22 protein-coding genes, 1 tRNA gene and 1 riboswitch are annotated in these 23532 nt (G+C 55.1%); all 23 genes read right to left on the bottom strand.

The window, feature by feature from the left end:
- Window positions 1-26: 26 nt before the first annotated feature.
- The 23 genes from ACR0QW_RS02245 to ACR0QW_RS02135 all read right to left on the bottom strand — a co-directional run bounded on the left by ACR0QW_RS02245 (window position 27) and on the right by ACR0QW_RS02135 (window position 23426).
- Window positions 27-1058: an aspartate-semialdehyde dehydrogenase gene (locus ACR0QW_RS02245; RefSeq protein ID WP_432642102.1), complete on the bottom strand. Its 1032-nt coding sequence runs from the start codon at window positions 1056-1058 to the stop codon at window positions 27-29.
- Window positions 1059-1079: 21 nt separating this feature from the next.
- Entirely contained in the window at window positions 1080-1853 is a 774-nt protein-coding gene (dapB, locus tag ACR0QW_RS02240) for a 4-hydroxy-tetrahydrodipicolinate reductase (protein ID WP_432642101.1), read from the bottom strand.
- 121 nt (window positions 1854-1974) lie between these two features.
- A riboswitch (Lysine riboswitch) is annotated at window positions 1975-2136 on the bottom strand.
- A gap of 72 nt (window positions 2137-2208) precedes the next feature.
- A complete protein-coding gene (locus ACR0QW_RS02235) occupies window positions 2209-2649 on the bottom strand; it encodes a hypothetical protein (protein WP_432642100.1) in 441 nt (146 codons plus the stop codon).
- Between the two features lie 12 nt (window positions 2650-2661).
- The gene (locus ACR0QW_RS02230) at window positions 2662-3117 is read right to left on the bottom strand and encodes a dUTP diphosphatase (protein WP_432642099.1); all 456 of its coding nucleotides are present in this window, start codon (window positions 3115-3117) and stop codon (window positions 2662-2664) included.
- Entirely contained in the window at window positions 3114-3587 is a 474-nt protein-coding gene (locus ACR0QW_RS02225) for a hypothetical protein (RefSeq protein WP_432642098.1), read from the bottom strand. Before ACR0QW_RS02225 ends, ACR0QW_RS02230 begins: the two co-directional genes overlap by 4 nt.
- Before the next feature lie 60 nt (window positions 3588-3647).
- Window positions 3648-4217, bottom strand: a complete 570-nt coding sequence (locus ACR0QW_RS02220; RefSeq protein WP_432642097.1) for a thiamine phosphate synthase — start codon at window positions 4215-4217, stop codon at window positions 3648-3650.
- Window positions 4218-4320: 103 nt separating this feature from the next.
- Window positions 4321-5079 (bottom strand): hypothetical protein, encoded by a 759-nt coding sequence (locus ACR0QW_RS02215; protein ID WP_432642096.1) that lies wholly within the window; start codon window positions 5077-5079, stop codon window positions 4321-4323.
- A gap of 81 nt (window positions 5080-5160) precedes the next feature.
- Window positions 5161-6513, bottom strand: a complete 1353-nt coding sequence (locus ACR0QW_RS02210) for an aminopeptidase C (protein ID WP_432642095.1) — start codon at window positions 6511-6513, stop codon at window positions 5161-5163.
- 41 nt (window positions 6514-6554) lie between these two features.
- Window positions 6555-7475, bottom strand: a complete 921-nt coding sequence (locus ACR0QW_RS02205) for a DMT family transporter (RefSeq protein ID WP_432642094.1) — start codon at window positions 7473-7475, stop codon at window positions 6555-6557.
- 147 nt (window positions 7476-7622) lie between these two features.
- On the bottom strand, window positions 7623-7868 hold the full coding sequence (locus ACR0QW_RS02200) for a YdbC family protein (protein WP_432642137.1): 246 nt from the start codon (window positions 7866-7868) through the stop codon (window positions 7623-7625).
- A gap of 344 nt (window positions 7869-8212) precedes the next feature.
- Window positions 8213-9694: a DNA methylase gene (locus ACR0QW_RS02195; RefSeq protein WP_432642093.1), complete on the bottom strand. Its 1482-nt coding sequence runs from the start codon at window positions 9692-9694 to the stop codon at window positions 8213-8215.
- 88 nt (window positions 9695-9782) lie between these two features.
- The gene (thiM, locus tag ACR0QW_RS02190) at window positions 9783-10622 is read right to left on the bottom strand and encodes a hydroxyethylthiazole kinase (RefSeq protein WP_432642092.1); all 840 of its coding nucleotides are present in this window, start codon (window positions 10620-10622) and stop codon (window positions 9783-9785) included.
- Window positions 10552-11139, bottom strand: a complete 588-nt coding sequence (thiW, locus tag ACR0QW_RS02185) for an energy coupling factor transporter S component ThiW (RefSeq protein WP_432642091.1) — start codon at window positions 11137-11139, stop codon at window positions 10552-10554. Before thiW ends, thiM begins: the two co-directional genes overlap by 71 nt.
- 286 nt (window positions 11140-11425) lie before the next feature.
- Window positions 11426-12787, bottom strand: coding sequence for an MATE family efflux transporter (locus ACR0QW_RS02180; RefSeq protein WP_432642090.1), 1362 nt, complete (start codon window positions 12785-12787; stop codon window positions 11426-11428).
- Window positions 12784-15018, bottom strand: coding sequence for a DEAD/DEAH box helicase (locus ACR0QW_RS02175; protein WP_432642136.1), 2235 nt, complete (start codon window positions 15016-15018; stop codon window positions 12784-12786). The genes ACR0QW_RS02180 and ACR0QW_RS02175 overlap by 4 nt, the downstream gene beginning before the upstream one ends.
- A gap of 18 nt (window positions 15019-15036) precedes the next feature.
- Window positions 15037-16356: an ATP-binding protein gene (locus ACR0QW_RS02170; RefSeq protein WP_432642089.1), complete on the bottom strand. Its 1320-nt coding sequence runs from the start codon at window positions 16354-16356 to the stop codon at window positions 15037-15039.
- Window positions 16353-17939 carry a TerB N-terminal domain-containing protein gene (locus tag ACR0QW_RS02165; RefSeq protein ID WP_432642088.1) on the bottom strand — a complete coding sequence of 529 codons (1587 nt, stop codon included), beginning with the start codon at window positions 17937-17939 and terminating at the stop codon, window positions 16353-16355. Before ACR0QW_RS02165 ends, ACR0QW_RS02170 begins: the two co-directional genes overlap by 4 nt.
- A gap of 141 nt (window positions 17940-18080) precedes the next feature.
- Window positions 18081-19370, bottom strand: coding sequence for a glycosyltransferase family 2 protein (locus ACR0QW_RS02160; protein WP_432642087.1), 1290 nt, complete (start codon window positions 19368-19370; stop codon window positions 18081-18083).
- A 20-nt stretch (window positions 19371-19390) separates the two neighbouring features.
- Window positions 19391-20080 carry a CDP-diacylglycerol--serine O-phosphatidyltransferase gene (pssA, locus tag ACR0QW_RS02155; RefSeq protein WP_432642086.1) on the bottom strand — a complete coding sequence of 230 codons (690 nt, stop codon included), beginning with the start codon at window positions 20078-20080 and terminating at the stop codon, window positions 19391-19393.
- On the bottom strand, window positions 20077-20742 hold the full coding sequence (locus ACR0QW_RS02150) for a phosphatidylserine decarboxylase (RefSeq protein ID WP_432642085.1): 666 nt from the start codon (window positions 20740-20742) through the stop codon (window positions 20077-20079). Before ACR0QW_RS02150 ends, pssA begins: the two co-directional genes overlap by 4 nt.
- 113 nt (window positions 20743-20855) lie before the next feature.
- Window positions 20856-21599 (bottom strand): WecB/TagA/CpsF family glycosyltransferase, encoded by a 744-nt coding sequence (locus ACR0QW_RS02145; RefSeq protein WP_432642084.1) that lies wholly within the window; start codon window positions 21597-21599, stop codon window positions 20856-20858.
- Window positions 21600-21616: 17 nt separating this feature from the next.
- Entirely contained in the window at window positions 21617-23227 is a 1611-nt protein-coding gene (locus tag ACR0QW_RS02140; RefSeq protein WP_432642083.1) for a peptide chain release factor 3, read from the bottom strand.
- Between the two features lie 122 nt (window positions 23228-23349).
- A tRNA-Pro gene (locus tag ACR0QW_RS02135) sits at window positions 23350-23426 on the bottom strand.
- Window positions 23427-23532 lie beyond the last annotated feature (106 nt).

Raw genomic sequence — 23532 nt, 5'->3', positions numbered from 1 at the left:
CTTCTCACAAGCTGTTCTTTTCTATCTTACAGCCAGCCGTTCTTCACCATGGTTTCTGCAATCTGCAGGGTGTTCAAAGCGGCGCCCTTACGGATCTGGTCGCCCACACACCAGAAGTTGAAGCTATTGGCGGCACTTTCGTCTCTTCTCAGGCGGCCTACATACACATCATTCTTGCCGGAGGTGTACAGCGGCATGGGATAGATCTGCTGGGACGGATCGTCCTGCAGCACAACACCCGGGAAGTTGGACAAGGCCTTGCGGATGTCTTCCAGCTGGACATCATGTTCCAGTTCCACATTGACGCTTTCACTGTGGCTGCGGTAGACCGGTACCCGGACGGTAGTGGCGGTAATGCGCATTTCCGGATCAGAGAAGATTTTCTTGGTTTCGTTGACCATCTTCATTTCTTCCTTGGTATACAGGTTATCCAGGAAGATATCGATCTGGGGCACCAGGTTCAGAGCCAGCGGGAAGTGTTTCTCAGCAGAAGCACTGGGGAAGATCTTAGCGGTCATTTCTTCGCCCCGGGCAGCCTGCTTGATCTGGTTTTCCAGTTCATCCAGCCCGTCTTTGCCGGCGCCGGAAGCAGCCTGGTAGGTGGAAACGATGATCCGTTTGATCCGGGCCAAGTCATAGATGGGTTTCAGTGCCATCACCATGATGATCGTGGAACAGTTGGGGTTGGCGATAATGCCATGATGCTTGGTAATATCCTGAGGATTGACTTCCGGAACAATCAGAGGCACATCCGGATCCATCCGATATGTGCTGGAATTATCGATGACCACAGCACCAGCTTTCACAGCAATGGGAGCGAAGGTCTTGGAGATGCTGCCGCCGGCGAACAGAGCCACATCCACGCCGTTGAAGGAATCAGCCTTGGCTTCTTCCACGGTGTAGGTCTTGCCCCGTACGGTCAATTCCGTACCGGCACTGCGGGCGGAAGCCAGCAGTTTCAGGTTCTTGAACGGAAAATCCCGTTCATTCAGCAGGTTGATGAATTCATGGCCGACGGCGCCCGTAGCACCCAAAATCGCTAAGTTGTATTCCTTCATGATGTTCTCTCCTTTATATCATTAATCCAAAATCTGATCCAGTCCGTACACCAGGCCCTTACGGCTCACCATGGTACGGCAGCCCAGCATGACGCCCGGCATGTAGCATTCCCGGCTGACAGGGTCATTGCGCACTGTCAGGGTTTCGCCCATACTGCCGAAAATGATTTCCTGGCTGGCTACGAAACCGGGCAGCCGTACGCTGTGGATTCTCATGCCTTCATATTCGCTGCCTCTGGCATGGGGCATTTTTTCCACTTCATCCGGGTTGCCCTGCTGCACAAAACCGCCCCGGACCTCGGCCAGCTTCTGGGCCGTCAGGATGGCGGTACCGCTGGGAGCATCCAGTTTCTTGTCGTGATGCATTTCGATGATTTCCACCTGAGGGAAATATTTGGCGATTTCGGCAGCCACCTTCATCATGAGCACGGCGCCCATGGCAAAGTTCGGGCAGACCAGGATGCCTACGTTGTTCTTTTCTGCTAAGCCCTTCAGTTCCTCCAGGTTCTCCTTGGTGAACCCGGTGGTCCCTACTACAGCATTCACGCCGGCGTTCAGAATTACCCGCAGGTTGGCCATGACTACATCCGGCCGGGTAAAGTCCACTACCACATCGGGTTTATGAGTAGCCAGAGCGGCTTTCAGGTCCGTATCCACCCCACAGCCTTCCACGGATTTGCCTTTACCGAATACATCTACGGCACCGACCAGTTCCATGTCTTTCTGCTGCAAGACCGTTTGTACCACTGTATGACCCATGCGGCCCAGTGCACCGTTTACCATCACTTTAATCATCTTGTCCATCGCTCCTTCTACGATTCCTTTGGGAGACAAAAAAACAGGTCATCGAGCTGAGCCCAATGACCTGCAAGAAAAGAAGCCGCTCCTGCTATGGCAGGGGGGACTTGGTTCCATTCCCATTGATAGCTCTCCACCCAAAGGCGACAGTCTGCAGCTTGTTCACCTGCAGCCCAGCATAAGCGCGCACCCGCAACTCTGCTTCGGCGGTTCCCCTTTCACTCCCTTCAACGGTGTCCCTCTGGAAGTTACTCATGTTTTCCGCGCCTCTATCATGTTTTGAATTATGGTTACAGTATAGGAGTTTCCGTCGCACTTGTCAACCGGAAACCTCTGAAAACTGCCAATTTTTTCACTTTCTCAGGCTTTTCCGCAGTTCTGCCTGGGTCCGGCTGAAAAAATTCGTTAAATCTTTTACAAATTGCCGGGAGTATACTGTGCTGTCCAGAGTACTCCGTTTGGCAAAGATAGCCTTCTGCCGGGCCAGGTCCTGCCCTTCATAACTGTGCAGGGCTTCCATCATTCCGTCATAAGTAGCCCCGTAACTGTAATCCGGAGTATCTTCCATCTGTCTGCCCAGGGCCAGATAGAATCCATTCCATTCCTCCAGGCTCAGATGCTGCTTCAGCATCGCCATACAACCCCGGATCAGATGGGCCTTCAGGTAGATGTATTCCCGCAAGGCTGTTTCACGCTGTTCCGGAAACAGTTTGAACCATTCGTAGATCTGGTAGCCTCCCCAGTCTCCCATGGTATCCACTACGGAAATCATATCTTTCCATTTGTTATCCAATGTCAGTACGCCTCACTTTGAAGTACTGCCGAACCCACCGCTGCGTTCCTGTTTGGGTGCTTTGGCATCGTCGTCCGCCAGCAGATATGTATAGAGGATTCCCTGGGCCACCCGTTCGCCCTTTTCCAGTGTCACGTCACTGTCTCCATCGTTGTACAGTGCCAGCAGCAGATGACCTTCATTATCGGGATTGTTATAATAATCCGCATCCACGATGCCCTCGTTGTTGACCAGCCGCAGATGACGTTTCACCGCCATACTGGAACGGATGTGGATCCCCAGATATTCATTGTCCTGCATATAGGACTTGATGCCCGTGGGCACCATCTTCTGGGTATGAGCCGACAGGACCACCCTTTCCGGCAAATAGATATCATATCCTGCGCTGCGGGCCGTCTGCCGGCTGGGCAGCGGAAAGTCAATATCTTTATAAGAAGTAATTTTTTCAAAACCGCGGACTTTCGTCATTGCTTCGACACCTTTCCTTTTTCCATACCCCAGGCCTGGATTTCTTTTTCCAGGGCGGCCACGAAAGTCTTCTGGGGAATGGGAGTGAATTCTTCTCTGACTTTCTTTTTTTCCAGGCTCTTCCCCTTCCGGGTCATCACCTGGATCTGATTAATCCGATACGTATGATTCTTTTCATTGACTTCCACAGTCATCAGGCATTCTCTGGCAGAATCCGCCGAAGGCAGGTGCTTTTCATACAGGTGGTTCAGCAGCCGGATGAAGGAAGCATTCTTGATGACCGCCCGGGTTTCGGCCGTAGTGATGCCCGGTGTTTTGGGCTGTTGCTGGAAGGAAGCCAGGTCGGCATAATACGCTCCGGAGGGATTTTCGCCCAAAAGGCTCCATTCCACAGGTTTGGCGGCCAGGGCCGTACCGGACCCCCACAGGGTCACGCAGACGGCAGCCAGGGCCAGCAGTTGTTTTTTCATGTGCCTACTCCAATCTCTGGTAATTTCTCTCTTCCATATTATAGGATACCTGCCCGGGAGTCAAGAGGAAGTCCGCATCCACCCGCTCATCATCACGCCGCCTGCAGCCCCGGCGGCTGCCAGTTCTTGTACCCGCTCCGGCGTCACTCCGCCCAGGGCGTACACCGGAATGGGACTTTGCTGACAGACCTTCTGCAGCAGTTCCAGACCTTTAGGCGGTACCCCAGGCTTGCACTGGCTGGGGTACACCGGACTGAAGGTACAACAGGTCGCTCCCAGCTTCACAGCTTCCAAAATATCCCCAAAGCTGTGGCAGCTGACACCGATATGCTTCGGCAGCCCCCTTCTTTTTTCGATATCCAGCTCCCGCAGCACAGGCAAAGGCAGATGAAGTCCCTCCGGCTGCAATTCCCTGGCCACCCCCATAAAGGTATGGAGCCAGCAGGGCACTTGGTATCGTCGGCACAGGGTCAGCACCTGCCCGGCCAGTTCCCGGTATTCCCCTTCCGTCAGGTCTTTTTCCCGCAGGATCAGCCCTGCCGGATACTGCCGTAAAATTTCTTCCAGAGTTTCCAGCAGGGGACGCTGGTACAAATGCCGGTTGGTGATACAGTATAGAGGAAAAGCCATGGAATTCACCTGCTTTCTAAGCAATTATTCATGTTGACAGCAAATGATATCTCAAAATAGATGGATATGAAAAACTGTCATATGGCTCGGCAACTTTTTTGTTTTACGGATTCAATGTCATTTTCATGTTTTTGAAGAACCGGTCCAGGATCCGGTCATACATGTCCATGGGGTTGTTCTCACTTCCCCTGGCCCGAGCGTCCTGGCTGGAGGCTACCAGTTTGCCCGTCTTTGTATCGAACCACTGGAACTGAAGGCTCACCGACGTATAGGGCACGTAATAATCCGGATAATATTGCGGATATGTGACCTCATGGTAATACGTATGCCAGTGACCCCGGTCGTCCCGCCAGCTTTCCGGAATCTCATCCGTCACCCATTCCGTATGGGCCGGCACCAGGTAGCTGCTCACGGCACAGCAGTCCAGCCGGGGCAGGATGTACACATCGGCTTTGGCGTCCAGGGCCGCCTGAGGGATGGTTACCTGGGCTTCGTCCCGGGTTCCCAGCTGTTTTTCCAGAGCCTGCAGCTGGGCTGTTTGTCCTGTCTTGTCCGTGTCCGCCTTTTTATCACCGGGCAGCAGAGCCCGGGGCTGGGTCACCGGTTCCAGCACCAGTTTGGCGTTCTTCAGCTTCGTTTTACCTGCTCTGGTGCGGAAGTGGTCCACCATCTTCTGCTTTTTGGCCAAATTCTGCAGCCGGTACCCGCTCATATCCAGCTGGGCCATATAAACCGTCTTGACTTTGCTGAAATCATATTGGGGATCCTGCCAGGAAGTGTAGTCGGCCAGAACCGGCACTGCACCCGTAAGGGCCAGGATGCCTGCCAGCAGCAGGACCCGGCAGCGTTTCATCAGATCCATGGTATCAGCTCCTTTTCTGCAGGGAGCAATCGTCTTCCCTGCAGTTCCACTGTAGCAGATGGGGATGAAAAAACGGTGAAATTACACGTCCTCGTCCCAGGGGTTGATGTACAAAGGTTCCTGCTTCAGCATTTCCAGCTGTTCCGGGGTAAAATGATCCTTGTGGATCACAGCTTCATACACAAATTCTTTGAAATAGGCTTCAGAGCAGACGAAATAGCCTTCCTTGCCCACGTCCTTGCCCCAGGAGTTCTCGATTTTCCAGCGGGTGGGGTTGCCGTCCCCGTCAAAGTCCACACCGGTGAGCAGCATGGCATGGGTAGCCGAGCTGGCGCCGTACCACAGCCGGTTGCCCTTTTCCATGGTGGTATCGAAGCCACCCAGGAGTTTTTCCACCTGCACACTGGCCGGATCCCAGATGCCCTCTTTCCGAGCTCCATAAGCCCCTGCATCACAGGCGAACCACACAGGCTGGCCGGCCTTCAGCTGCTTCACGCACAGGTCCTCCAGCGCCTTCTGGGACAGGTTCAAAGCCATCATATCCTTCCCCACCATGTTCTCCACCGCGTGGAAAGCGATGAGCCGATCCATCTCCTTATCCGGCGTTGGTTCATTGATTACTGGCTGAAAATCGGACAGGGAGATACCCACGTATTTATCATAGAATTCTTTAGGAGTCAGGTTCCGGTCGCAATGATACTTTTTATCTTTGTCCCGCCAGGCAAAATCGAAATGGTCCACCGGGATGCCGAAGGCGATGCATTCCGCCTTATACACCTCCGCCAGCATGGCTTCCTTGCGAGGGTAAGGATCTTTGCCAGCCAGCACCAGTTCCCGCAGTTCATGGGCATCCTTCCGCAGCAGGCGGTTCAGGGTGGCCAGGAACCGGGCCGTATGTTCTGACTGGAAAGATTCCGGATTGGCGGTTTTAGGCACCACACCGTATTTTTCCACCAGATGAGCTGCTTCGCACCAATAGCCGCCGTCCACCATACCTCGGAGCACGTACTGCATGCTCTGGCCCTTTACCGGCTCTTTTGCCTGTTCGATGACCATTTCCAGGAAATTGTTGGCTTTTTCCAGCTTATCATAGAAACTCAGGTAATTCTGGGACAGTTCGAATTTCTCGTCCAGATTGCATTTTTCCGCCACTTTTTCCCGCAGCAGGTTCAGGGCGGCAAACAGCCAGCACCGGCCGGACTGTTTCTGGGCAGTGATACCCCGTGTCTTCACCTCCACGGCAAATGGGCCATCGTGGAGTGCAGCCTGCATGGGCACAAAGGAAAGGTCGGCCAGGTCCGTCTTGGCCAGAGCGCCGTTCAATACAGAAACACTGGGGTCCACCGCCACCTGGGAGCGGAGGGACTGCAGCAATGCAGAGTTGATTTCTTTCATAGTATACACACTCGCTTTCAATCGTTTATAGTTCATCATTCGAGCAAATTTGCTCCAGAGGCCAACGACTCGTGACTCTTTTATCTTTTTAGCGCCACAAATGCCCCGCTGATCATCAGCACCATGCCGATCAGCATCTTTGTGGTAATGGGTTCTCCCACGAAGATCAGGGCGAACACCGGGCTCAGGGCCGGCTTGATGAAATAAGTCAGGCTGCCCAGAGCTACCCCGCCCCATTCAATGGCCAGGAACCAGCTCAAAAAAGCCACCAGGGTAATGCCGATGTACAACAGCAGTACCCAGGGCAGGTTGGCCCAGGTGTAACCGGTAAAGAGCGGCACACAGGCATAATTGGCAAAGCCATGAGCCGCCAGATACTGGGCCACCGCCGGAATATGGCTCATTCCGGCTACCAGAAGCAGCTGGATACCACCCCAGAAGAAGGACCAGGCTGTCACTGTAATGCTGCCCAGGACGGGCATTAGTTTCTTACCGCCCACAGCGTACAGGCTGTAACATACCACACACAGCAGCAGGGCCGCCACTCCCGCCGGATCCATGGTCATATGGAAGGGATCCACCAGAATGGCGATGGCCAGCACCTGCAGAGCCAGGGCAATGCTCTCCCGTTTCGTGACAGATACATGGAGGAGCAGAGCCGCCAGCATGATGATGAAAAGCGGCGTGCTGGAGAAGATAACACCGGTGTTGGCTGCTCCCAAGGTTACGGAGGCCATCTGGTACAGGGGGCCTACAATGAAAATGCCCAAAAAGCCCAGCAGAGCACACAATTTCATCTGGGCAGCCGTCATAGTGGTACTGCGGACTTTCAGCTGTGCCCGGCTCCAGGGCATCAGCGCCAGGCCGCACAGGAAGTACCGGGTGGCATTCACCTGGACCCCGTTGAGATCCGCATTGATTTTTTTCATGGCCACTTCTGTCAGGCTGAACAGGATTCCTGCCAGCAGCATACAGAAAATAGCCTTTTGGTTCTTGTTCAAGAGGATGTCTTCTTTCTTTCGGCCCGAAGCCGTTTATGCAGAAGCTGAAATGGTCTTTTTTATTATATCATTTTGCAGGAGGAATGAAGAAGAAAGCGACAAAAAAGGAGCACCGCCAGCTCATTGCGGTACCCCTTTCTGTTGTTCTCAACCCTTGTTCCTGAAATACTGGAACAGGATCTTGCACAGGTTCTTGGCTTCTTCTTCGCTCAAGGTAATGCCTTTGCTCATTTTTTCGTGCTCCGGAGCCCATTCCCGCAAATCGAACTTTGGTTTGGTCCCATTGTAGGACACCCGGTTGATTTCCTTGGTCCACCCTTTTTTGCTGGTGGACAGCACGCCCAGTTCCTCTACCAGCTCATAGCTGAAATCAAAATCGCCTTTTCCTGCCATTCGCACACCTCCTAGCCGTTGTTTCCATGTGATTCTCTTCTCAATCCAAGACTTATTATACCGAAAATTCCCTTTTTGAGAACCCTCCACCGTCATTATCGTCAATTTTCCCGTAACTTCGTGAGATCCGTCTCTCATTTCGTCTTGATTTTCCGTCGGATCTCCGGTGTACCGGTGCTCCGTTTCCACGGTTTCCTGCACCTGCTGTTCCGTGGCCGCCACCATTTCTTCGTAGCCCACCAGGGCCGCAAAAGGAGCAAACTGGGCGGCCCGCTGCTTCCGTGACATCCTGGGCCGGGGCAGCTTCCTGGGATGAGGCAGCCCCACCAGATTCTTTTCCTCCTTCACGCCCGGTGACCTCCAATCTGCCCGTTCCGCTCCCGGGTCATGGCTCCCTGGAGCAGATTGCTGCCCCGCAGCAGGGCGTTCTTCCCGTACCGGCCCTGGATGCCCAAAATGGTCTGCTGCAGGCTGTCCTCCCGGACCTGTTTTCCCGTTTCCGCCGCCACTGCGAACAGATTTTCCTCCTGCCCCTGGGCCGATACCGCTCCGGGCGGCACTACATGCTCCGCCGTAATGGTCACCTTCCGCACCAGCAGCGACGGAACACACACCCGGTCGAACAGGTCCAGGGCCGCTTTGCGGATGACTTCCCCGGACGCTGTATACCCACCCATCAAATTCAGGGACCCGTAACCATGGACGGGCACCGGCCGTCCATAATGGTCCAGCACCACCTTTCCCCGGTACGACTGCCGCCGCTCCGGGTCTTCCAAATTGCACCGGTCATAGCCCAGGGTCAGCACCAGCTGATCCGTCACCAGATTTTTCTTCACCAGATCCAGGGCCAGCAGGTCCGCCATCTCCCATAGGATGAGCCGGGCCTTGTCCGCCGGATAGGGCTGCTGCAGCACCTGTCCGGACCCCAAACTACTGCTTCCTGGCCGGTAGGCCTTGATGTCCTGCAGAGTGCAGGACTCCCAGCCCCAGGCGTGGTCGATGAGCAGTTCCGCGTTCACACCGAACAGATGGTACAACAAATCCGGATCCTGGAGGGACATGCGGGCCACAGCTCCCAGGGTGTACATGCCGTACCGCTGGAGCTTCCGGGTGATGCCTGGCCCGATTCGCCAGAAGTCCGTCAGCGGGCAGTGATCCCACAACGTCTCCCGGTAACTCTGCTCCGTTAGGGAGGCAATCCGTACCCCGTCGGCGTCGGGCCGCATATGCTTAGCCACGATGTCCATGGCCACCTTGCACAGGTACAGGTTCGTGCCGATACCCGCGGTGGCCGTGATGCCCGTCTCCTTCAGCACGGCCCTGATCATTTCCCGAATCAGCTCGTGAGCCGTGCATCCATAGCTCTTCAAATAGGGCGTCAGGTCCAGCAGCACTTCGTCAATGGAATACACGTGGATGTCCTCCGGCGCCATATAACGCAGGTACGTGCGGTACACCTGAGTACTTTTCTCCATATAGAGCCGCATCCGGGGCACGGCGGTGATGTAGTCCAGCCGCAGGGAGGAATCCCCGTTCAGCTGGGACGCCAGGAAGGACCGGCCGGTGAACCGATGGCTGCGAAGGACGCTGCGGCGCAGGGCATTCAGTTCCTCCACCTGGTGAATCACCTCGAACAGCCGGGGCCGGCTGGAGATACCCCAGGCCTTCAAAGAGGGCGACACTGCCAGACAGATGGTCTTGTCCGTACGGCTCTTGTCAGCCACCACCAGACAGGCATCCAGCGGATCCAGGCCCCGTTCCACACATTCTACCGAAGCATAGAAAGATTTCAGATCAATGGCTCCATAGATCCGCTGCTGTTCCATTCTCTGTCCCTCCCGTTCTGTTTGTTTTATGAACATCTGTTTGTTCACAGTATAACACAAAAGGGAGGCTGTGAAAAGCCCCCCAAGGTCATGCGTATACGATTTTCATCCCCTGCACCACCTGCTCTGCTGTCAGGCTCCCCAGGGCGTCCAGCAGATGCATATGGAACGTTCCCAGGCCTGGGTTGTCCTTGGCTGCCACTTCTCCGGCCAGGCCCATGTACACCGTACCCAGCGCCGCGGCCGCAAAAGCATCGCCGCTGCTGTACCAGGCGCCGGCCAGGGCCCCCACCATGCAGCCTGTACCTGTAAGCCGCCCCAGCATCGGCGTCCCGTTCGTCACGCCGATGGTATGCGTCCCGTCGGTAACCAGATCCATAGCCCCGGTAATCAGGAGTACAGTATGCTGCCCTCTGGCATATTCCGCAAAGGGTTCTGCCGCCCTTGCCAGGTCCATACCCGTAATGGCATCCGCCGCTCCGGCATCTACCCCGTGAGCGTGGCTGGGCAGTCCGCACAACGCCCGGATTTCCGAGCTGTTTCCCTTGATGATGCCCGGGTGATTGGCTTCGATAAAAGCCCTGGCATACTCCAGCCGCAGGGTGCTGCAGGCGGCTCCCACTGCATCCAGCAGGATGGGCAGCCCCAGGGCATATGCCCTGGCTCCGGCGATTTTCATGGCCTGCAGCCGTTCTTCATTGATGTTCCCCAGGTTCACCACCAGGGAATCTGCCGCCGCCGTGATTTCCTCCACCTCTTTGGGATGGGAAGCCATGGTGGGACTGGCCCCCACCGCCAGGATGGCATTGGCACTGTCATTCATGGTGATGGCATGGGTCATGCAATGGATCAGCGGTTCATTTTCCCGCACCCTGGACATGATGGCTGTAAACGTTTTGGCCAGCTTGTTGTCTGCTTCCGTGGTCATATACATTCACTCCCAATTTTCTCTGGAATTCCAGCAGTGTCCCGTTTCTGGACAGTACGGTCAGCAGGCAGAAGGCGATGGATCCGCCAATCAGGGTGCCGCAGATGAAGCTGGGCACGTAGAACATCCAAGACAGGCCGGTACGGCCCATGAGGATTTCCATGACCGGATAGGAAACCATGGCCCCGATAATGCCGGTACCGATCACTTCACCCAGGCAGGCAGCGATGATCTTTCCGCCGCTGACCCGGTAGAATACCCCAGAGAGCACAGCGCCGAACACAGCCCCGGTAAGAGCCAGAGGCGGGATCCCCATAACAGTCATCCGGATGATACCGATCAGCGTGGCACAAAGCAGGGAATACCAGGGCCCCAGAAGGACTGAACAGGTGATGTTGATCAGATGAGCCATGGGACACATGCCTTCGATCCGCAAAATGGGCGAAATGACGACGCCCAGGCCGATCAGCATGGCCAGGAATACCAGACGCAGGACTTGTTGCTGTTTGCTTTCCATAATAAAAATTCCACTCCTTCTTGAACCGGCGGCACCAGTCCTTTCAGAGTGGCAATGAATTTTTGTGCATATCCACCACAGCTGAAAAAAGCTGGCCTGAGCCAGTTCTAACGGTCGGTACTCTGGTACCCTCTCAACCCGGCATACGGGCTCCCTCGCTGAAAATGAATACCGATCCAGGGCGCTCCCCCTCGATCATGTCCATTGTAGCAGAAAACGGAGTACAGTGCAATAGCACTGGCACCCCGTTGGTGATTGGTGGGTAGTGGTTAATGAGAGGATAAAGTCAGCTCATTCCCTTCACAATATACTTCCGGCACTGGACGTATACCACAGCCAGTACCAGGGTGGCAATGAGCCAGCTCAGCGGATACGCCAGAAGCAGTACTGTATATTCCCGGTATTTGGCAAATATGGTGAAAATGTACACCAGCCGCACGCCGCAAATACCCAAAATGGCCACAATGGCCGGAGGCAGTGCATACCCGTATCCTCGCAGCGCCCCCGAAAGGATATCCAGCAGCCCGTTCAGGTACAGAGTGGTAGCCACAATGTGGATCCGTTCCACACCCAGCCGGATGACTTCCGGATCCTGGTTGAACAGACTGATGATCCGGGACCCGAACAGTACGATCGGCATGGTAATGCACAGCAGGAACAGTCCTTCCACCCAGAAGGCGCATTTGGTAATGCGCAGACACCGTTCCAGTTTCCTGGCCCCGTAGTTTTGCCCCACAAAGGTAGTGGTAGCCTGGCTGAATCCGTTCACGAAACAGTAAATATTGAACTCGATGATCACCCCGGCAGCAGCGGCGGCCATAACGGCAGTACCCAGACTGTTCAGGGACGACTGGATCACCACATTGCTCACGGCAAACACCATGCCCTGGATACCGGCGGGCAGCCCGATCTTGATGATGTTCCGGAACTCCTCATGGCTGAACCGCATATGGTGCCGCTGCAGCCGAATGGCCTGAGGCGTGCGGCACAGCAGCACGAAAAGGAACAGAGAATTCACTGCAAAGGACAGTACCGTGGCACATACCACCCCGGTGAGACCCAGGCCCAGCACCGTCACAGAAAGAAGGTCCAGGGTAATGTTCAGGGCGTTGGCTGCCACCAGGCTGTAGAGAGGCGTCTTCCCATCCCCGCAGCTACGGAAGATGGCTGCCTCGAAGTTATACAGAGTCAGAAATGGCATGCCCAGCAGAAAAATCCGCAGATAGGTGGCCGCCAGGTCGTACACTTCTGGCGGGGTATCCAGGATTTTCAGCGCCGGATGTGCAATCAGCTGGCCTACGATCATCAACAGGATTCCCAGCCCGATGGCCATCCAGATGGCGGTCTGCACCGTTTCTTCCACTTTGTCCTGTTTTTTGGCCCCCAGATACTGGGCGATTACCACATTGGCCCCCAGAGAAATCCCAATCAGCAGCGTCACCAGAAGGCCGATAACAGGCATATTGTTGCCCACGGCCGCCATGGCATCTTTCCCCACAAAATGACCCAGGATGAACACATCCATGCTGTTGAACAGCTGTTCGAACAGCCCCATGAGTCCGATGGGCATGGCAAAAAGGAACAGTTTGTCTGCAATGGAACCGTGGAGCATGTCCAGGCCATGCCGTTTGGTCTGTATTTCTGTCATCTTTCATTCCCCCATTCCCGGATCCGTTTCCGTACGTCCTCCAGATTCAAGACCCCCAGAGCAAACCCTTTCTTGATCAGCTGCTCCGGCAGGTATTCATCATATTTGTCGAACACCGGCACCTCATGGGGATAGACCAGTTCCAGCGGGTCGATGTCCTTTTCGATTTCTTCCTTCACGACATGATAAAAGGTCTTTTCATCCGCATCCATGGTAAACTGCATGAAGAAAGGCCGGAACGGATCCAGCTTTTTCAGCCCCAGCCGCCGGGCACATTTCAGGTTCAGGAACCGCTCCATGGCCAGGAAGCCGTAAGTCCCCAGCCAGGGCAGCAGACACCACATATTGCCTCCCAGCTGAATCAAGGGCTTCTCCGCCGCCCCCGATGCCTTGGCTGTATGCCGGGCCTGCTGCAGCCTGGCTACTGCATTTTTCATCAGATAAGGATAACTCCGGTCCTCCTGCAGCACCTTCCGCATGCGCTCCAGCACTTTCGTATGCAGATCTCCGGGACATTCCCCGAAGTAGGCCGGCACCTTGCCCTTCACCATTTCGCAGTAAATCACGTGACGCTTCCGATCCACCTCCAGCACCCGCCATACATGGCCGGCAATGGCAATTTTCTCGCCAGGCGGAGGAGGCGCCACCACGGTACCCAGTTCCTCCGAATCGCAGCGCACTGTATATTCCTCATTTTCCTGGAATACCCCGTAGAACTTAAAGGAACTGATCACCCGCTCCCCGGCCAGGCCTACGATCAGGCCTCCCTGCTCCGTCCGTTCAATGTGATCTTCGGCGATCAGATACTGGAGCAGGACCCTGTAATCCTCCTGGCTGATCCGGTGGAAATAGCTGAGCCGCAGCACCCGGTCCGCCAGGGCCGCCGGTGACAGCTCCCCGTTGCTGGCCAGCACGCTCATGGTCTGGTGGTACAGCAGGCTGTAGGGAAGCCGGTCCAGCCGGGGCGGTTCCACCCATTTCTCCTCCAGATACAGCTGGACCAGGGCAATCCCCTGGAGCAGTTTCCAGGGGATTGTGGCAGGCAGCAGTGCCCGGATTTCCGGTTCATCCTCCCGGATTACGAACCACATTTCCGGAGGCAGGTCCCGCCGGCCGGTACGGCCCATGCGCTGCAGGAAAGAAGACACAGTCCAGGGAGCATCGATCTGGAAAGCCCGCTCCAGCCGGCCGATATCGATGCCCAGTTCCAGGGTAGAGGTGGTCACCGTAGTCAGGTTCCGGCTGTCGTCTTTCATCATCTCTTCCGCCGTTTCCCGCACCGCCGCCGATAAGTTGCCATGGTGGATCAAAAACCGGTCCGGTTCATGACGCAGCTCGCAGTACTGGCGCAGACTGGTGGTCACTCCTTCGCACTCTTCCCGGGAATTCACGAACACCAGGCATTTCTTGCCCCGGGTGTGCTCGAAGATGTATCCCAGCCCCGGATCTGCCTGTACCGGCGCCGTATCCGTCTTCTGATCCAGAGCGGGCAGCCCTTTGATATCCGTCCGGTCCTCCCCGGCCTGGGCATCCTGCACATAAAAATGTTCCATGGAAAGCCGCCATTTGGCACCGGGAGCCTTCACCTGGGGGATCAGTGTCTTCCGGCCCGTGCCCAGGGAAAGAAATTCCCCCACCCGTTCCGGGTCCCCCAGGGTAGCTGAAAGGCCGATGCGCCGGGGATTCACTCCCGCCAGCCGGGAAAGCCGCTGGATCAGGCACAGGGTCTGACCGCCCCGGTCCCCCCGCAGCAGAGAATGGACCTCATCGATGACTACGAACCGCAGATCTCCAAACAGTTTGGGGATGGCCATATGCTTGTGGAGCAGCAGGGCCTCTAGGCTTTCCGGGGTAATCTGCAGAATGCCCGAAGGATGGCGCATGAGCCTGGCCTTGTGGGACTGGGAAACGTCCCCATGCCAGTGCCACACAGGGATATGCCCTTCCTCGCACAAAGGCTGCAGCCGCAGGAACTGGTCGTTGATCAGGGCTTTCAGGGGGCCGATATAGATACAGCCCACGCTTTTGGGCGGATCCTGGGCAAACAGGCTCAGGATGGGAAAGAACGCTGCCTCCGTCTTGCCCGAAGCCGTGGACGCCGTCAGCAGCAGGTTATCATCCGTATTGAGGATCACATCCCCTGCCGCCACCTGGATGGGCCGCAGCTCCGACCAGCCCTGCTGGTAGATGAAATCCTGCACAAATGGCGCATACCGATCAAAGATACTCATCATACGCTTCCTTTGAAACTATACCGTGAACTCTGCGAATTCCGGTGCTGTGTCCTGGCTTTCCACGGCATTCTTTGCATACTGGAAGTCATCCGAATGGAGCAGTTCCGCCACCTTCAGTTCCGGATGCTGGTATAAAATGTCCAGCACCTCAATAAAATCCCGGATCACTTCCCGAGGGGTAATGTGGGAATCGGCGCCGATGCGGCTGAATTCAATCTGGATGAAATCCGCCAGGTCCTGCTCTGTCACGTGGGGTTCATAACCGTACAGCACTCCATGGATCTGAGCCAGTTTCTCGATGAGGATCAGCATTTCATCCCCATTCAGCGGCTGCAGCCGGATCACCGGTGCCAGCAGATCCTTGTGTTCTCCGCCGAAATGGCCTTCCGCCAGCCGGGAGCGCAGAGCTTCATAGCTGTACACCCCCCGCCGGGGATCTTCCATGCACTGGGGCGTGCCCCCCATGATGATGCCCAGGTAATGGGCATTGCCCTGGAGAGTATCATTGTACATGGTTAAGATCTTTTCATAGTTATACTGCCGGGTGATGGCATGGGGAATTTTGTAGATATTCACCAGTTCATCGATGCATACCAATAGACCCGCATACCCGGCCTGTTTCAGGAACAGGGCAAAGATCTTCAGATATTCATACCAGTCCTCGTCGGAGATGATGATGTTGACTCCCAACTCCTGCCGGACTTCCGTCCTGGTGTGGTACTCGCCCCTGAACCATTTGATCACCTTGGCTTTGGTGATCTCGTCTCCCTGGCGGTAGCTCTGATAATACAGGGTCAGCAGCCGGGCAAAATCAAAGCCATGGACCATTTCATTCAGGGCATCGATCACCTGACCGATTTTCTGTTCTACCAGGCCATCCAGCCGGCCATCCGTCAGAGAAAGTTCTTTTTCTGCCATGACCTGCTGCTGTACCTGGCTGATCCAGCGGTCCAGGATCAGAGGCAGGGCACCCCCTTCCGGCCGGGTTTTCGTGGCCATGTTCCGTACCAGTTCCCGGTAGGTAGCCAGCCCCTGGCCTTTGGTACCCTGGAGCCTCCGCTCCGGAGACAGATCCGCATCCACCACCACAAAATTCCGTTCCATCACATAGTTGCGCAGGGTCTGGAGCAAAAAGCTCTTGCCGCTGCCGTACCGGCCCACAATGAACCGGAAGGAAGCACCGCCATCGGCAATGACTTCCACGTCGTGCAGCAGGGCATCGATTTCGTTTTTCCGTCCCACCGTAATATAGGGCAGCCCGATCCGGGGCACCACCCCGCCCTTCAGGGAGCTGATCAGGGTCCGGGCAATCCGTTTTGGTATCTTTACCGTCATGATTCCAGTTGTCCTTTCAAATCGTCTTTATAATCTTCGATGACCGAAGGCGGGTCTCCGGCTTCCAGTACCGTGTCCCCAAATTCCTCGTAACATTTTTCATTGATATTGTCCACCAAAAGGGATGGCATCAATCCCCTGGCTGCCACCCAGGAAGTATCGTCTCCACTAAGCAGATCCTGCAGGTAATGGAGCTCATCCTCCGTCAGATTCCAGGGATTCTCCCCGGCTGCACTTTCGGAAGTCGAAGCGGCAGCTGCCGGTCCTGATGCAGCAGGCGGACGGATATCGGCATTGGGTACGGTTTCCGGCTGAGGTGCGGTCTGAGCGATTTCTTCCCGGGGTTCCGGAGCTGCCGGCAGGCTTTCCGCAGGCAAGGCTTCCTCCCGCCGTTCTTCTTCGGTCATGAGCCGTTCCCGGGTCACGGCCGCTTCCCGGCGGATTTTCTCCAGAGCTTCCGGATGGAACACCACCCGGCGGGCTTCTCTCTCCCTCCGCTCTTTTTCATCCGCAAGGACTGCCCCTGCTGTCAGCTTCTTCAGCCACACATAGGTGAAAGGCTGCTGCACTGCCGGTCCTACATGGAGAATTTCCCGCACCATGCCGTCGATACTCTTCATAAGCCTGCCCAGCTTCTTCAGGCATTTGGCCATGTAATTGAATCGGCGCAGGGTCCAGTTGCCTTCATCGTCCTTGTAGATGCACAGGGGCGTTTCCTCCACCGTAAACTGCCGCTGGTCCGGCTGCTTCCAGAATACGGCATTGGTGAACATATCCAGCCAGTCGTAAGCAGGCTGGCCAATGTATTCGTCGACAAAGGTCTTTTTCTTCCGGTGTTTGGCATAATACACCTGGATATCCCCATAAATCCGGGCAAACAGGTGTACCATCCGGTCCGGATCCTGTTTGTACAGCTTGGATCGGGTGAGCCGGTAAGTGGAAAAGGTGTCAAGGGCAGCGAAGATTGCCTGCTCATCCGCCTGCTGCCAGTCTCTCAGGATGAGCAGGGCCTTGTCCTGCCTGGTCCGTTTCGTTTTGGGCAGCAGACCGGGATCCAGCTGATAATACAGTACATAATCCCGCAGCCACTGATGCAGATAGGGATCGATCCGAGCGTCCAGCAGCCGGTATTCCTCGTGGAAGGCACAAAGCTGATCATAACCCTCCCGGGGATCCTTCACCCCGATCTGGTTCAGCAGTTCATAGATATACAGGAAAGCGTAGGTCAGAGAAGTGCGCTCCAGGTTGTGGTGGCGCAGCCGGGTCCGCCAGCCGAAGTAGCCCCGCAGCTCTGCGTCCGTCAGCACCCGGTAAGTGGGATAATAATGGAGCACGGGCAGATTGTATACCGCATCGTCCTCATAGTCTGCCAGAGCCTTCCCCTGACGCACGAACAGCTCCGCCGTGGTTTCGTAGGCAGCAGTGGTATCCTGCTGCATGGCCCGCAGCCGGCGGATAGGTTCCGGCAGAGGCGGAGGTCCGGGACGGGGAGCTTTGGGTTTGATGGGCTCCGCCGCATACAGTTTCCGCAGCAGCTGGAAGGTTTTGGCCTTCTCCTCCGGCGTCTTTTTCTCGAATTCCACCGCCGTCCCTCCTTTCGCCGAACTGTCGTTAGAAAAACGCAAAAGCAAACATTTTTTCACTATTCTTCATTATAACAAGGAAGAATGGAAAAAGAAAGAGGCCAAAAAACGAGGTGCCGCCATTGCGACACCCCGTGTATTTCATGATCTTTTTTCTTTCGGAAGCACAATCTGTTTCGGACCGGTTTCGGCGCTTTCCGGAACCAGCACATCGTTGAAGCTGATGCTGCGGGTATGAATGGTATGGCTCCAGACATGCTCATGCCGGTGCAGATACCCCAGGAAGGTGATGGGCACCCAGCTGTACAATAACAGCGGATAAAACAGGGTGTAGAACCAGCTCTTGGGTGCTGCGTTGATTTTGAACAGGATGATGGCAGGAATCAGATACTGAGCTACCCCAATGACCTGCCAGCAGTGGTAGGGCAGCAATGCGTACAGTACATTGGTATAGAACGGGACAAAATTATAGATGGTACTGCAGATTACAAAAAACGTGGAAATCAGCATGAAATACGGCTGGAACACGTCGATGACCCCATCCAGGATCACAATGTCCCGCTTCTTCAAGCCCGTCTTCAGCAGCTTGCCCATGTAACGCTCCGCCACATCGAACTGCCCCTGGGCCCAGCGTTTCCGCTGATTCCAGGAAGCCTTGAACGTGGTCGGTTTCTCGTCATAGATAATAGCATCCTGGCACCAGGTGGTAGGGATGCCTTCCAGCAGGCATTTCATCGTGAATTCCATATCTTCCGTCAGGCAAGTTGCCTTCCAGCCGTACTTCTTCAGCACATCCGTGGCAATCACCATGCCGGTACCCCCGAACACACTGGAAAGTCCGATCGTATATTTGGCCAGATGCCAGACATGGTTCACAATCCAGAAGTTAATGGCAAAAGTTCCGCTCACCCAGCTGTCATTGGGATTCTTCACATCCAGATAGCCCTGAATCAGCCGTTCACCCTTACAGAACCGGTTGTTCATTTCCTTCAGGAAATCCGGATGCACCAGATTATCGGCATCGAAGATGGCCACGGCATCATACTGCCGCTCCATGGCGAACAGCCGCTGGAACATCCATTCCAGGGCGAAGCCCTTCCCCACCTTTTCCTGATCGAACCGCTCACACACAATGGCACCGGCTTTCCGGGCCACGTCCGCAGTATGGTCCCTGCAGTTATCCGCAATCACAAAGATATCATACATATCATCCGGATACCGGAGCATATGCAGGTTCTCCACCAGCTCCCCGATGACTTTTTCCTCATTGTGAGCCGCTACGATCACGGCAAAGGTAGTCTTTGGGGTAAGGATCTTCTCTTCTTTCTTCCGAGGCAGAATACCGAACAGAGAGATCACAAAATAATAAATGGTGAAAAAGACGATCAGCACCTGGAGGGGAACCATGATGATATCAAAATACGTACTCATAAAGAAACGATTTCCTCCTCTTACCGAAACACGGCCTGTTTCCCTGTCACCTTCGTATAGATGGCGTTCAGCACCCCGCACAGGGTATAGGTGAACATAATCACAAACGGCCAGGCGTGCACATCACTGTAGAGCACCAGGGCTCCCAGGATGAAAGCAATGATGACCGGAATCCGGAAAAGCGGATTGCCGTGACCTTTGAAATCAGGGTACTTCACATCGCTGTACATGAGGATGGCCACCGCAATGGTCAGAAGCGAAGTCAGCACCGGGCTGATCTTCATGCCGCCCAGGACAAAGGTGACGATCACACAGGCACCGGCCGGTGCCGGCATGCCCTGGAAATAACCGTGGATGGCAGAGACGTTCACATTGAACCGTGCCAGCCGCATGGCCGCCCCGAAGGCAAACAATCCGGAAATGATCATGCCGGCCACTCCCAGCTGGTGGAGACTGTAGCAGTAGATCAGCACCGCCGGAGCCATGCCGAAGGAACATACATCGCACAGGGAATCCATTTCTACCCCAAAGGGACCGCTTACCCCCAGAGCCCGGGCTGCCCGCCCGTCGCAGGAATCCGCCAGGATGGCCAGGATGATGAAAATGGCTGCCCAGTTGAAGTCCTTCTCCATGGAAAGGAAAATGGAAATCAGGCCCAGGATCTGGCTCAATCCACTGATGCTGTTAGGTACCATGCGTTTGTAGTTCATTCTGCTTTCTGCCTCCCGATAATACTGATGCCGCCCTGGACTTTATCGCCCTTGCGGACCAACACTTCCACTGACTGGGGCATGACCAGTTCCGTGCAGGAACCGAACTTGATCATGCCGTAGGGTTCACCCTGCCGCATCCGGCTGCCCAGCGATGTCCAGCACACAATCCGCCGGGCCAGGATGCCGGCGATCTGGATGACCAGCACCCGGTTATGACCATTATCCAGGCCGATGGCCATGCGCTCGTTGACAATGGGCGCCGAATCTTTGTAGGCCGGTTCATAGCCGCCACAGGTGTAGCGCATGTATTTGATCAGACCAGTCATAGGTGCCCGGTTGGAATGTACATTGAATACAGAAAGGAAAATCGTCACTTTCTTGGCCGGTTCATTAAGGAATTCTGAATCGAAGAATTCCTCCACTCCCATGACCGTTCCATCTGCCGGGGAATACAACAGACTGGGATCCTGTTTCACGTCCAGGACCCGCTGCCGGAAAAAATAAAAGAAATAAACCATCAGCACAAAGGGCAGCACGGCAAAGACCGGGCCGGCCAGATACCCAACCAGCAGGGTAATCACGGCTGTGATGATGATGAAAGGATAGCCTTCTTTAAGAATTGTATAGTTATATTTGAACACAACTTCACCTCCACCCATCGTTTTATTATACCCTATTTGGTTGAAAGTTAAAAGATAGAAACTACGGCTGCAGGCTTGCCGGGAGACACGGCTTCACCGGTCCTGGCAGGCCCCTGCGGTATATATCGTACTCAGGATTTGTGTCGATACTCCATCACTTTGATCACAAACTTGGGCAGAGCCATCATGCGGCCCAGGCGGCTGGGCTGCTTGTACAGGCGGAACAGCCATTCCAGGGACGCTTCCTGCATCCATTTCGGAGCCCGTTCCATTTTGCCGGCCAGCACATCGAAGCTGCCGCCCAACCCCACCCGCAGAGCCGGTTTCAATTCATTTCGGTGTTCCTGCAGCCAGAATTCCTGTTTGGGAGCTCCCAGGGCGGCAAACAGTACATCCGCACCGCTGTCATTGATCTGCCGGATGATCTCCGGTTCGTCCTCTTTATTGAAATACCCGTTCCGGGTGCCTGCGATTTTCACACCGGGATACAGCTCTTCGGCTTTCTTCCGGGCCGCTTCTGCAATACCCGGGGCCGCCCCGAACAGGAAAAAGGTCGTATCATGGCTGGCGCCGTACTGCATCAGGTGCAGAAACAGGTCAAAGCCGGCTACCCGTTCAGGTACCTGGTACCCCAGCTTCCGGCCGGCCCATACGGTACCGGCCCCGTCGGCCAGGATCAGGTCGGTCCTGTTCAACAAGGCCCGATAAGCCGGCAGTTCCTGGGCCATCATGATGATTTCCGCATTGGCCGTCACCACCTGGGTGGTGATGTCCTGTGCCACCCGTTCCATGAGCCAGGCTACGGCCTCATCCATGGAAAAGGGAGTGACCGGCACCCCCAGGATGTCCATAACAGGTTTATTGTTGATATCCATTCTATTTCTGTTACCTCTTAGATTGCTCTGGCTTCACTGGGGACCTGGGTAAAGTTGATGCCCGGGTTCCGTTCCAGGATCCAGTTCAGGTTCCATTCGTTGGACACCAAGATCACCGGCCGGCTCAGTTTGTCGTACACCAGCATGCCGTTGTCCAGGCCCTTCATGTTCCGGATCAGTTCCGGATCGTCGGCGTACACCCAGCGGGCCACCGTATAGGGAAGCTGCTGCATCACCAGTTTTGCGTTGTATTCGTTCAGCAGACGGTATTCCAGTACTTCCAGCTGCAGTTGGCCGACCACGCCTACCACGAAGCTTTCCATGCCGATGTTTTTCTGTTTGAATACCTGGATGGCACCTTCCTGGGCCAGCTGGACAATGCCCTTTTCAAACTGTTTCCGCTTCATGGAATCCTTGGGCTGCACCTTGGCGAAGATTTCCGGCGGAAAAATGGGGAAATCCTCGAACTGCACCGGATGTTTCTCGTTGCACAGGGTATCGCCGATGGAAAAGATGCCCGGATCGAACACCCCAATGATGTCACCGGGATAAGCCTTCTCCACCGTAGTCCGTTCCTGGGCCATAAACTGCTGGGGCTGAGCCAGTTTCACCGGTTTCTGTCCCTGCACATGCCACACGGTCATCCCTTTTTCGAACACACCGGAACAGATGCGCATGAAGGAAATCCGGTCCCGATGTGCCGGGTTCATGTTGGCCTGGATCTTGAAGATAAAGGCGGTGAAATCCTCATCAGTAGGCTTCACCTCATCGCCGTCCTTCAGTTTCCGGGGCTGAGGTTCCGGAGACAGTTCCAGGAATTTTTCCAGGAAGCTGCGCACGCCGAAGTTGGTCATGGCAGACCCGAAGAACATGGGAGTCAGCTCGCCGGCGTCCACCCGATCCAGATCAAATTCATCCCCTGCCAGATCCAGCAGCTCGATGTCGTCCATCAGGTTCTTCAAATTGGTTTCGCCGATTGCTTCCCGGATGGCCGGATCGTCCAGACTGCCGGTCGTGCTTTTCAGGATTCTGGAACCGTGGCTGCTGTCGTTGTCGAACAGTTCCACCTGCTTCTTCAGCCGGTCGTACACGCCAATGTAGTGGCCGTCCACGCCGATGGGCCAGTTGATGGGAAAGGCGTTGATGTGCAGCACTTTTTCGATTTCATCCATCAGGTCCATGGGAGCCCGGCCGTACCGGTCCAGTTTGTTCACAAAGGTAAAGATGGGCAGCTTGCGGCGATGACAGACCCAGAACAGTTTCTTGGTCTGGGGTTCCACGCCCTTGGCGGCATCGATCAGCATAACGGCACTGTCAGCGGCAATCAGGGTCCGGTAGGTATCTTCCGAAAAGTCCTGATGCCCGGGGGTATCCAGAATATTCACCCGGAACCCTTCGTAGTCGAACTGCAGCACGGAAGAGGTCACAGAAATCCCTCTCTGTTTTTCGATTTCCATCCAGTCGGAAACCGCATGCTTGTTGGCTTTTCTGGATTTGACGGAGCCGGCCAGATGGATGGCGCCCCCATATAACAATAATTTCTCAGTCAGTGTCGTTTTACCGGCATCCGGATGAGAAATAATGGCAAAGGTTCTTCTTTTCGCAATTTTTTCCTGCAGCTCAGACATGCAAGGCTCTCCTCCTGAAACAAAATCGGGTTGATTCCACAAATTCTTTCATTCTATATTATAGCATTTCAAGCATGAAAAAACGCCACAAAGTTACCTTTGTGGCGTCCAGTTCAATTAAATGGTCGGAGCGGCGGGATTCGAACTCACGACCTCTTCCACCCCAAGGAAGCGCGCTACCAAACTGCGCTACGCCCCGAACACAAGTAAGATTATACGGCAAAGGAGGGATTTCGTCAAGCACTTTTTATAATTTTTTTTGCATATTTTTTAGAGCCTGAAAAGACGGTCCATCATCATCCATG

It is taken from the genome of Acidaminococcus sp. (assembly GCF_050873445.1).
Taxonomy (GTDB): Bacteria; Bacillota; Negativicutes; order Acidaminococcales; family Acidaminococcaceae; genus Acidaminococcus.
This window is presented reverse-complemented; position numbering and strand designations above follow the sequence as displayed.

Coding starts and splice junctions, on each gene's coding strand:
- thiM (WP_432642092.1), bottom strand. CDS start 10,622: ATGACCACGGAAGCAGACAACAAGCTGGCCAAAACGTTTACAGCCATC.
- ACR0QW_RS02225 (WP_432642098.1), bottom strand. CDS start 3,587: ATGAAAAAACAACTGCTGGCCCTGGCTGCCGTCTGCGTGACCCTGTGG.
- ACR0QW_RS02150 (WP_432642085.1), bottom strand. CDS start 20,742: ATGGGTGGAGGTGAAGTTGTGTTCAAATATAACTATACAATTCTTAAA.
- ACR0QW_RS02145 (WP_432642084.1), bottom strand. CDS start 21,599: ATGGATATCAACAATAAACCTGTTATGGACATCCTGGGGGTGCCGGTC.
- ACR0QW_RS02195 (WP_432642093.1), bottom strand. CDS start 9,694: ATGGAACAGCAGCGGATCTATGGAGCCATTGATCTGAAATCTTTCTAT.
- ACR0QW_RS02220 (WP_432642097.1), bottom strand. CDS start 4,217: ATGGCTTTTCCTCTATACTGTATCACCAACCGGCATTTGTACCAGCGT.
- dapB (WP_432642101.1), bottom strand. CDS start 1,853: ATGATTAAAGTGATGGTAAACGGTGCACTGGGCCGCATGGGTCATACA.
- ACR0QW_RS02215 (WP_432642096.1), bottom strand. CDS start 5,079: ATGGATCTGATGAAACGCTGCCGGGTCCTGCTGCTGGCAGGCATCCTG.
- ACR0QW_RS02245 (WP_432642102.1), bottom strand. CDS start 1,058: ATGAAGGAATACAACTTAGCGATTTTGGGTGCTACGGGCGCCGTCGGC.
- ACR0QW_RS02170 (WP_432642089.1), bottom strand. CDS start 16,356: ATGACGGTAAAGATACCAAAACGGATTGCCCGGACCCTGATCAGCTCC.
- ACR0QW_RS02200 (WP_432642137.1), bottom strand. CDS start 7,868: ATGGCAGGAAAAGGCGATTTTGATTTCAGCTATGAGCTGGTAGAGGAA.
- ACR0QW_RS02160 (WP_432642087.1), bottom strand. CDS start 19,370: ATGAGTACGTATTTTGATATCATCATGGTTCCCCTCCAGGTGCTGATC.
- ACR0QW_RS02180 (WP_432642090.1), bottom strand. CDS start 12,787: ATGACAGAAATACAGACCAAACGGCATGGCCTGGACATGCTCCACGGT.
- ACR0QW_RS02230 (WP_432642099.1), bottom strand. CDS start 3,117: ATGACGAAAGTCCGCGGTTTTGAAAAAATTACTTCTTATAAAGATATT.
- ACR0QW_RS02140 (WP_432642083.1), bottom strand. CDS start 23,227: ATGTCTGAGCTGCAGGAAAAAATTGCGAAAAGAAGAACCTTTGCCATT.
- thiW (WP_432642091.1), bottom strand. CDS start 11,139: ATGGAAAGCAAACAGCAACAAGTCCTGCGTCTGGTATTCCTGGCCATG.
- ACR0QW_RS02175 (WP_432642136.1), bottom strand. CDS start 15,018: ATGAGTATCTTTGATCGGTATGCGCCATTTGTGCAGGATTTCATCTAC.
- ACR0QW_RS02210 (WP_432642095.1), bottom strand. CDS start 6,513: ATGATGAACTATAAACGATTGAAAGCGAGTGTGTATACTATGAAAGAA.
- pssA (WP_432642086.1), bottom strand. CDS start 20,080: ATGAACTACAAACGCATGGTACCTAACAGCATCAGTGGATTGAGCCAG.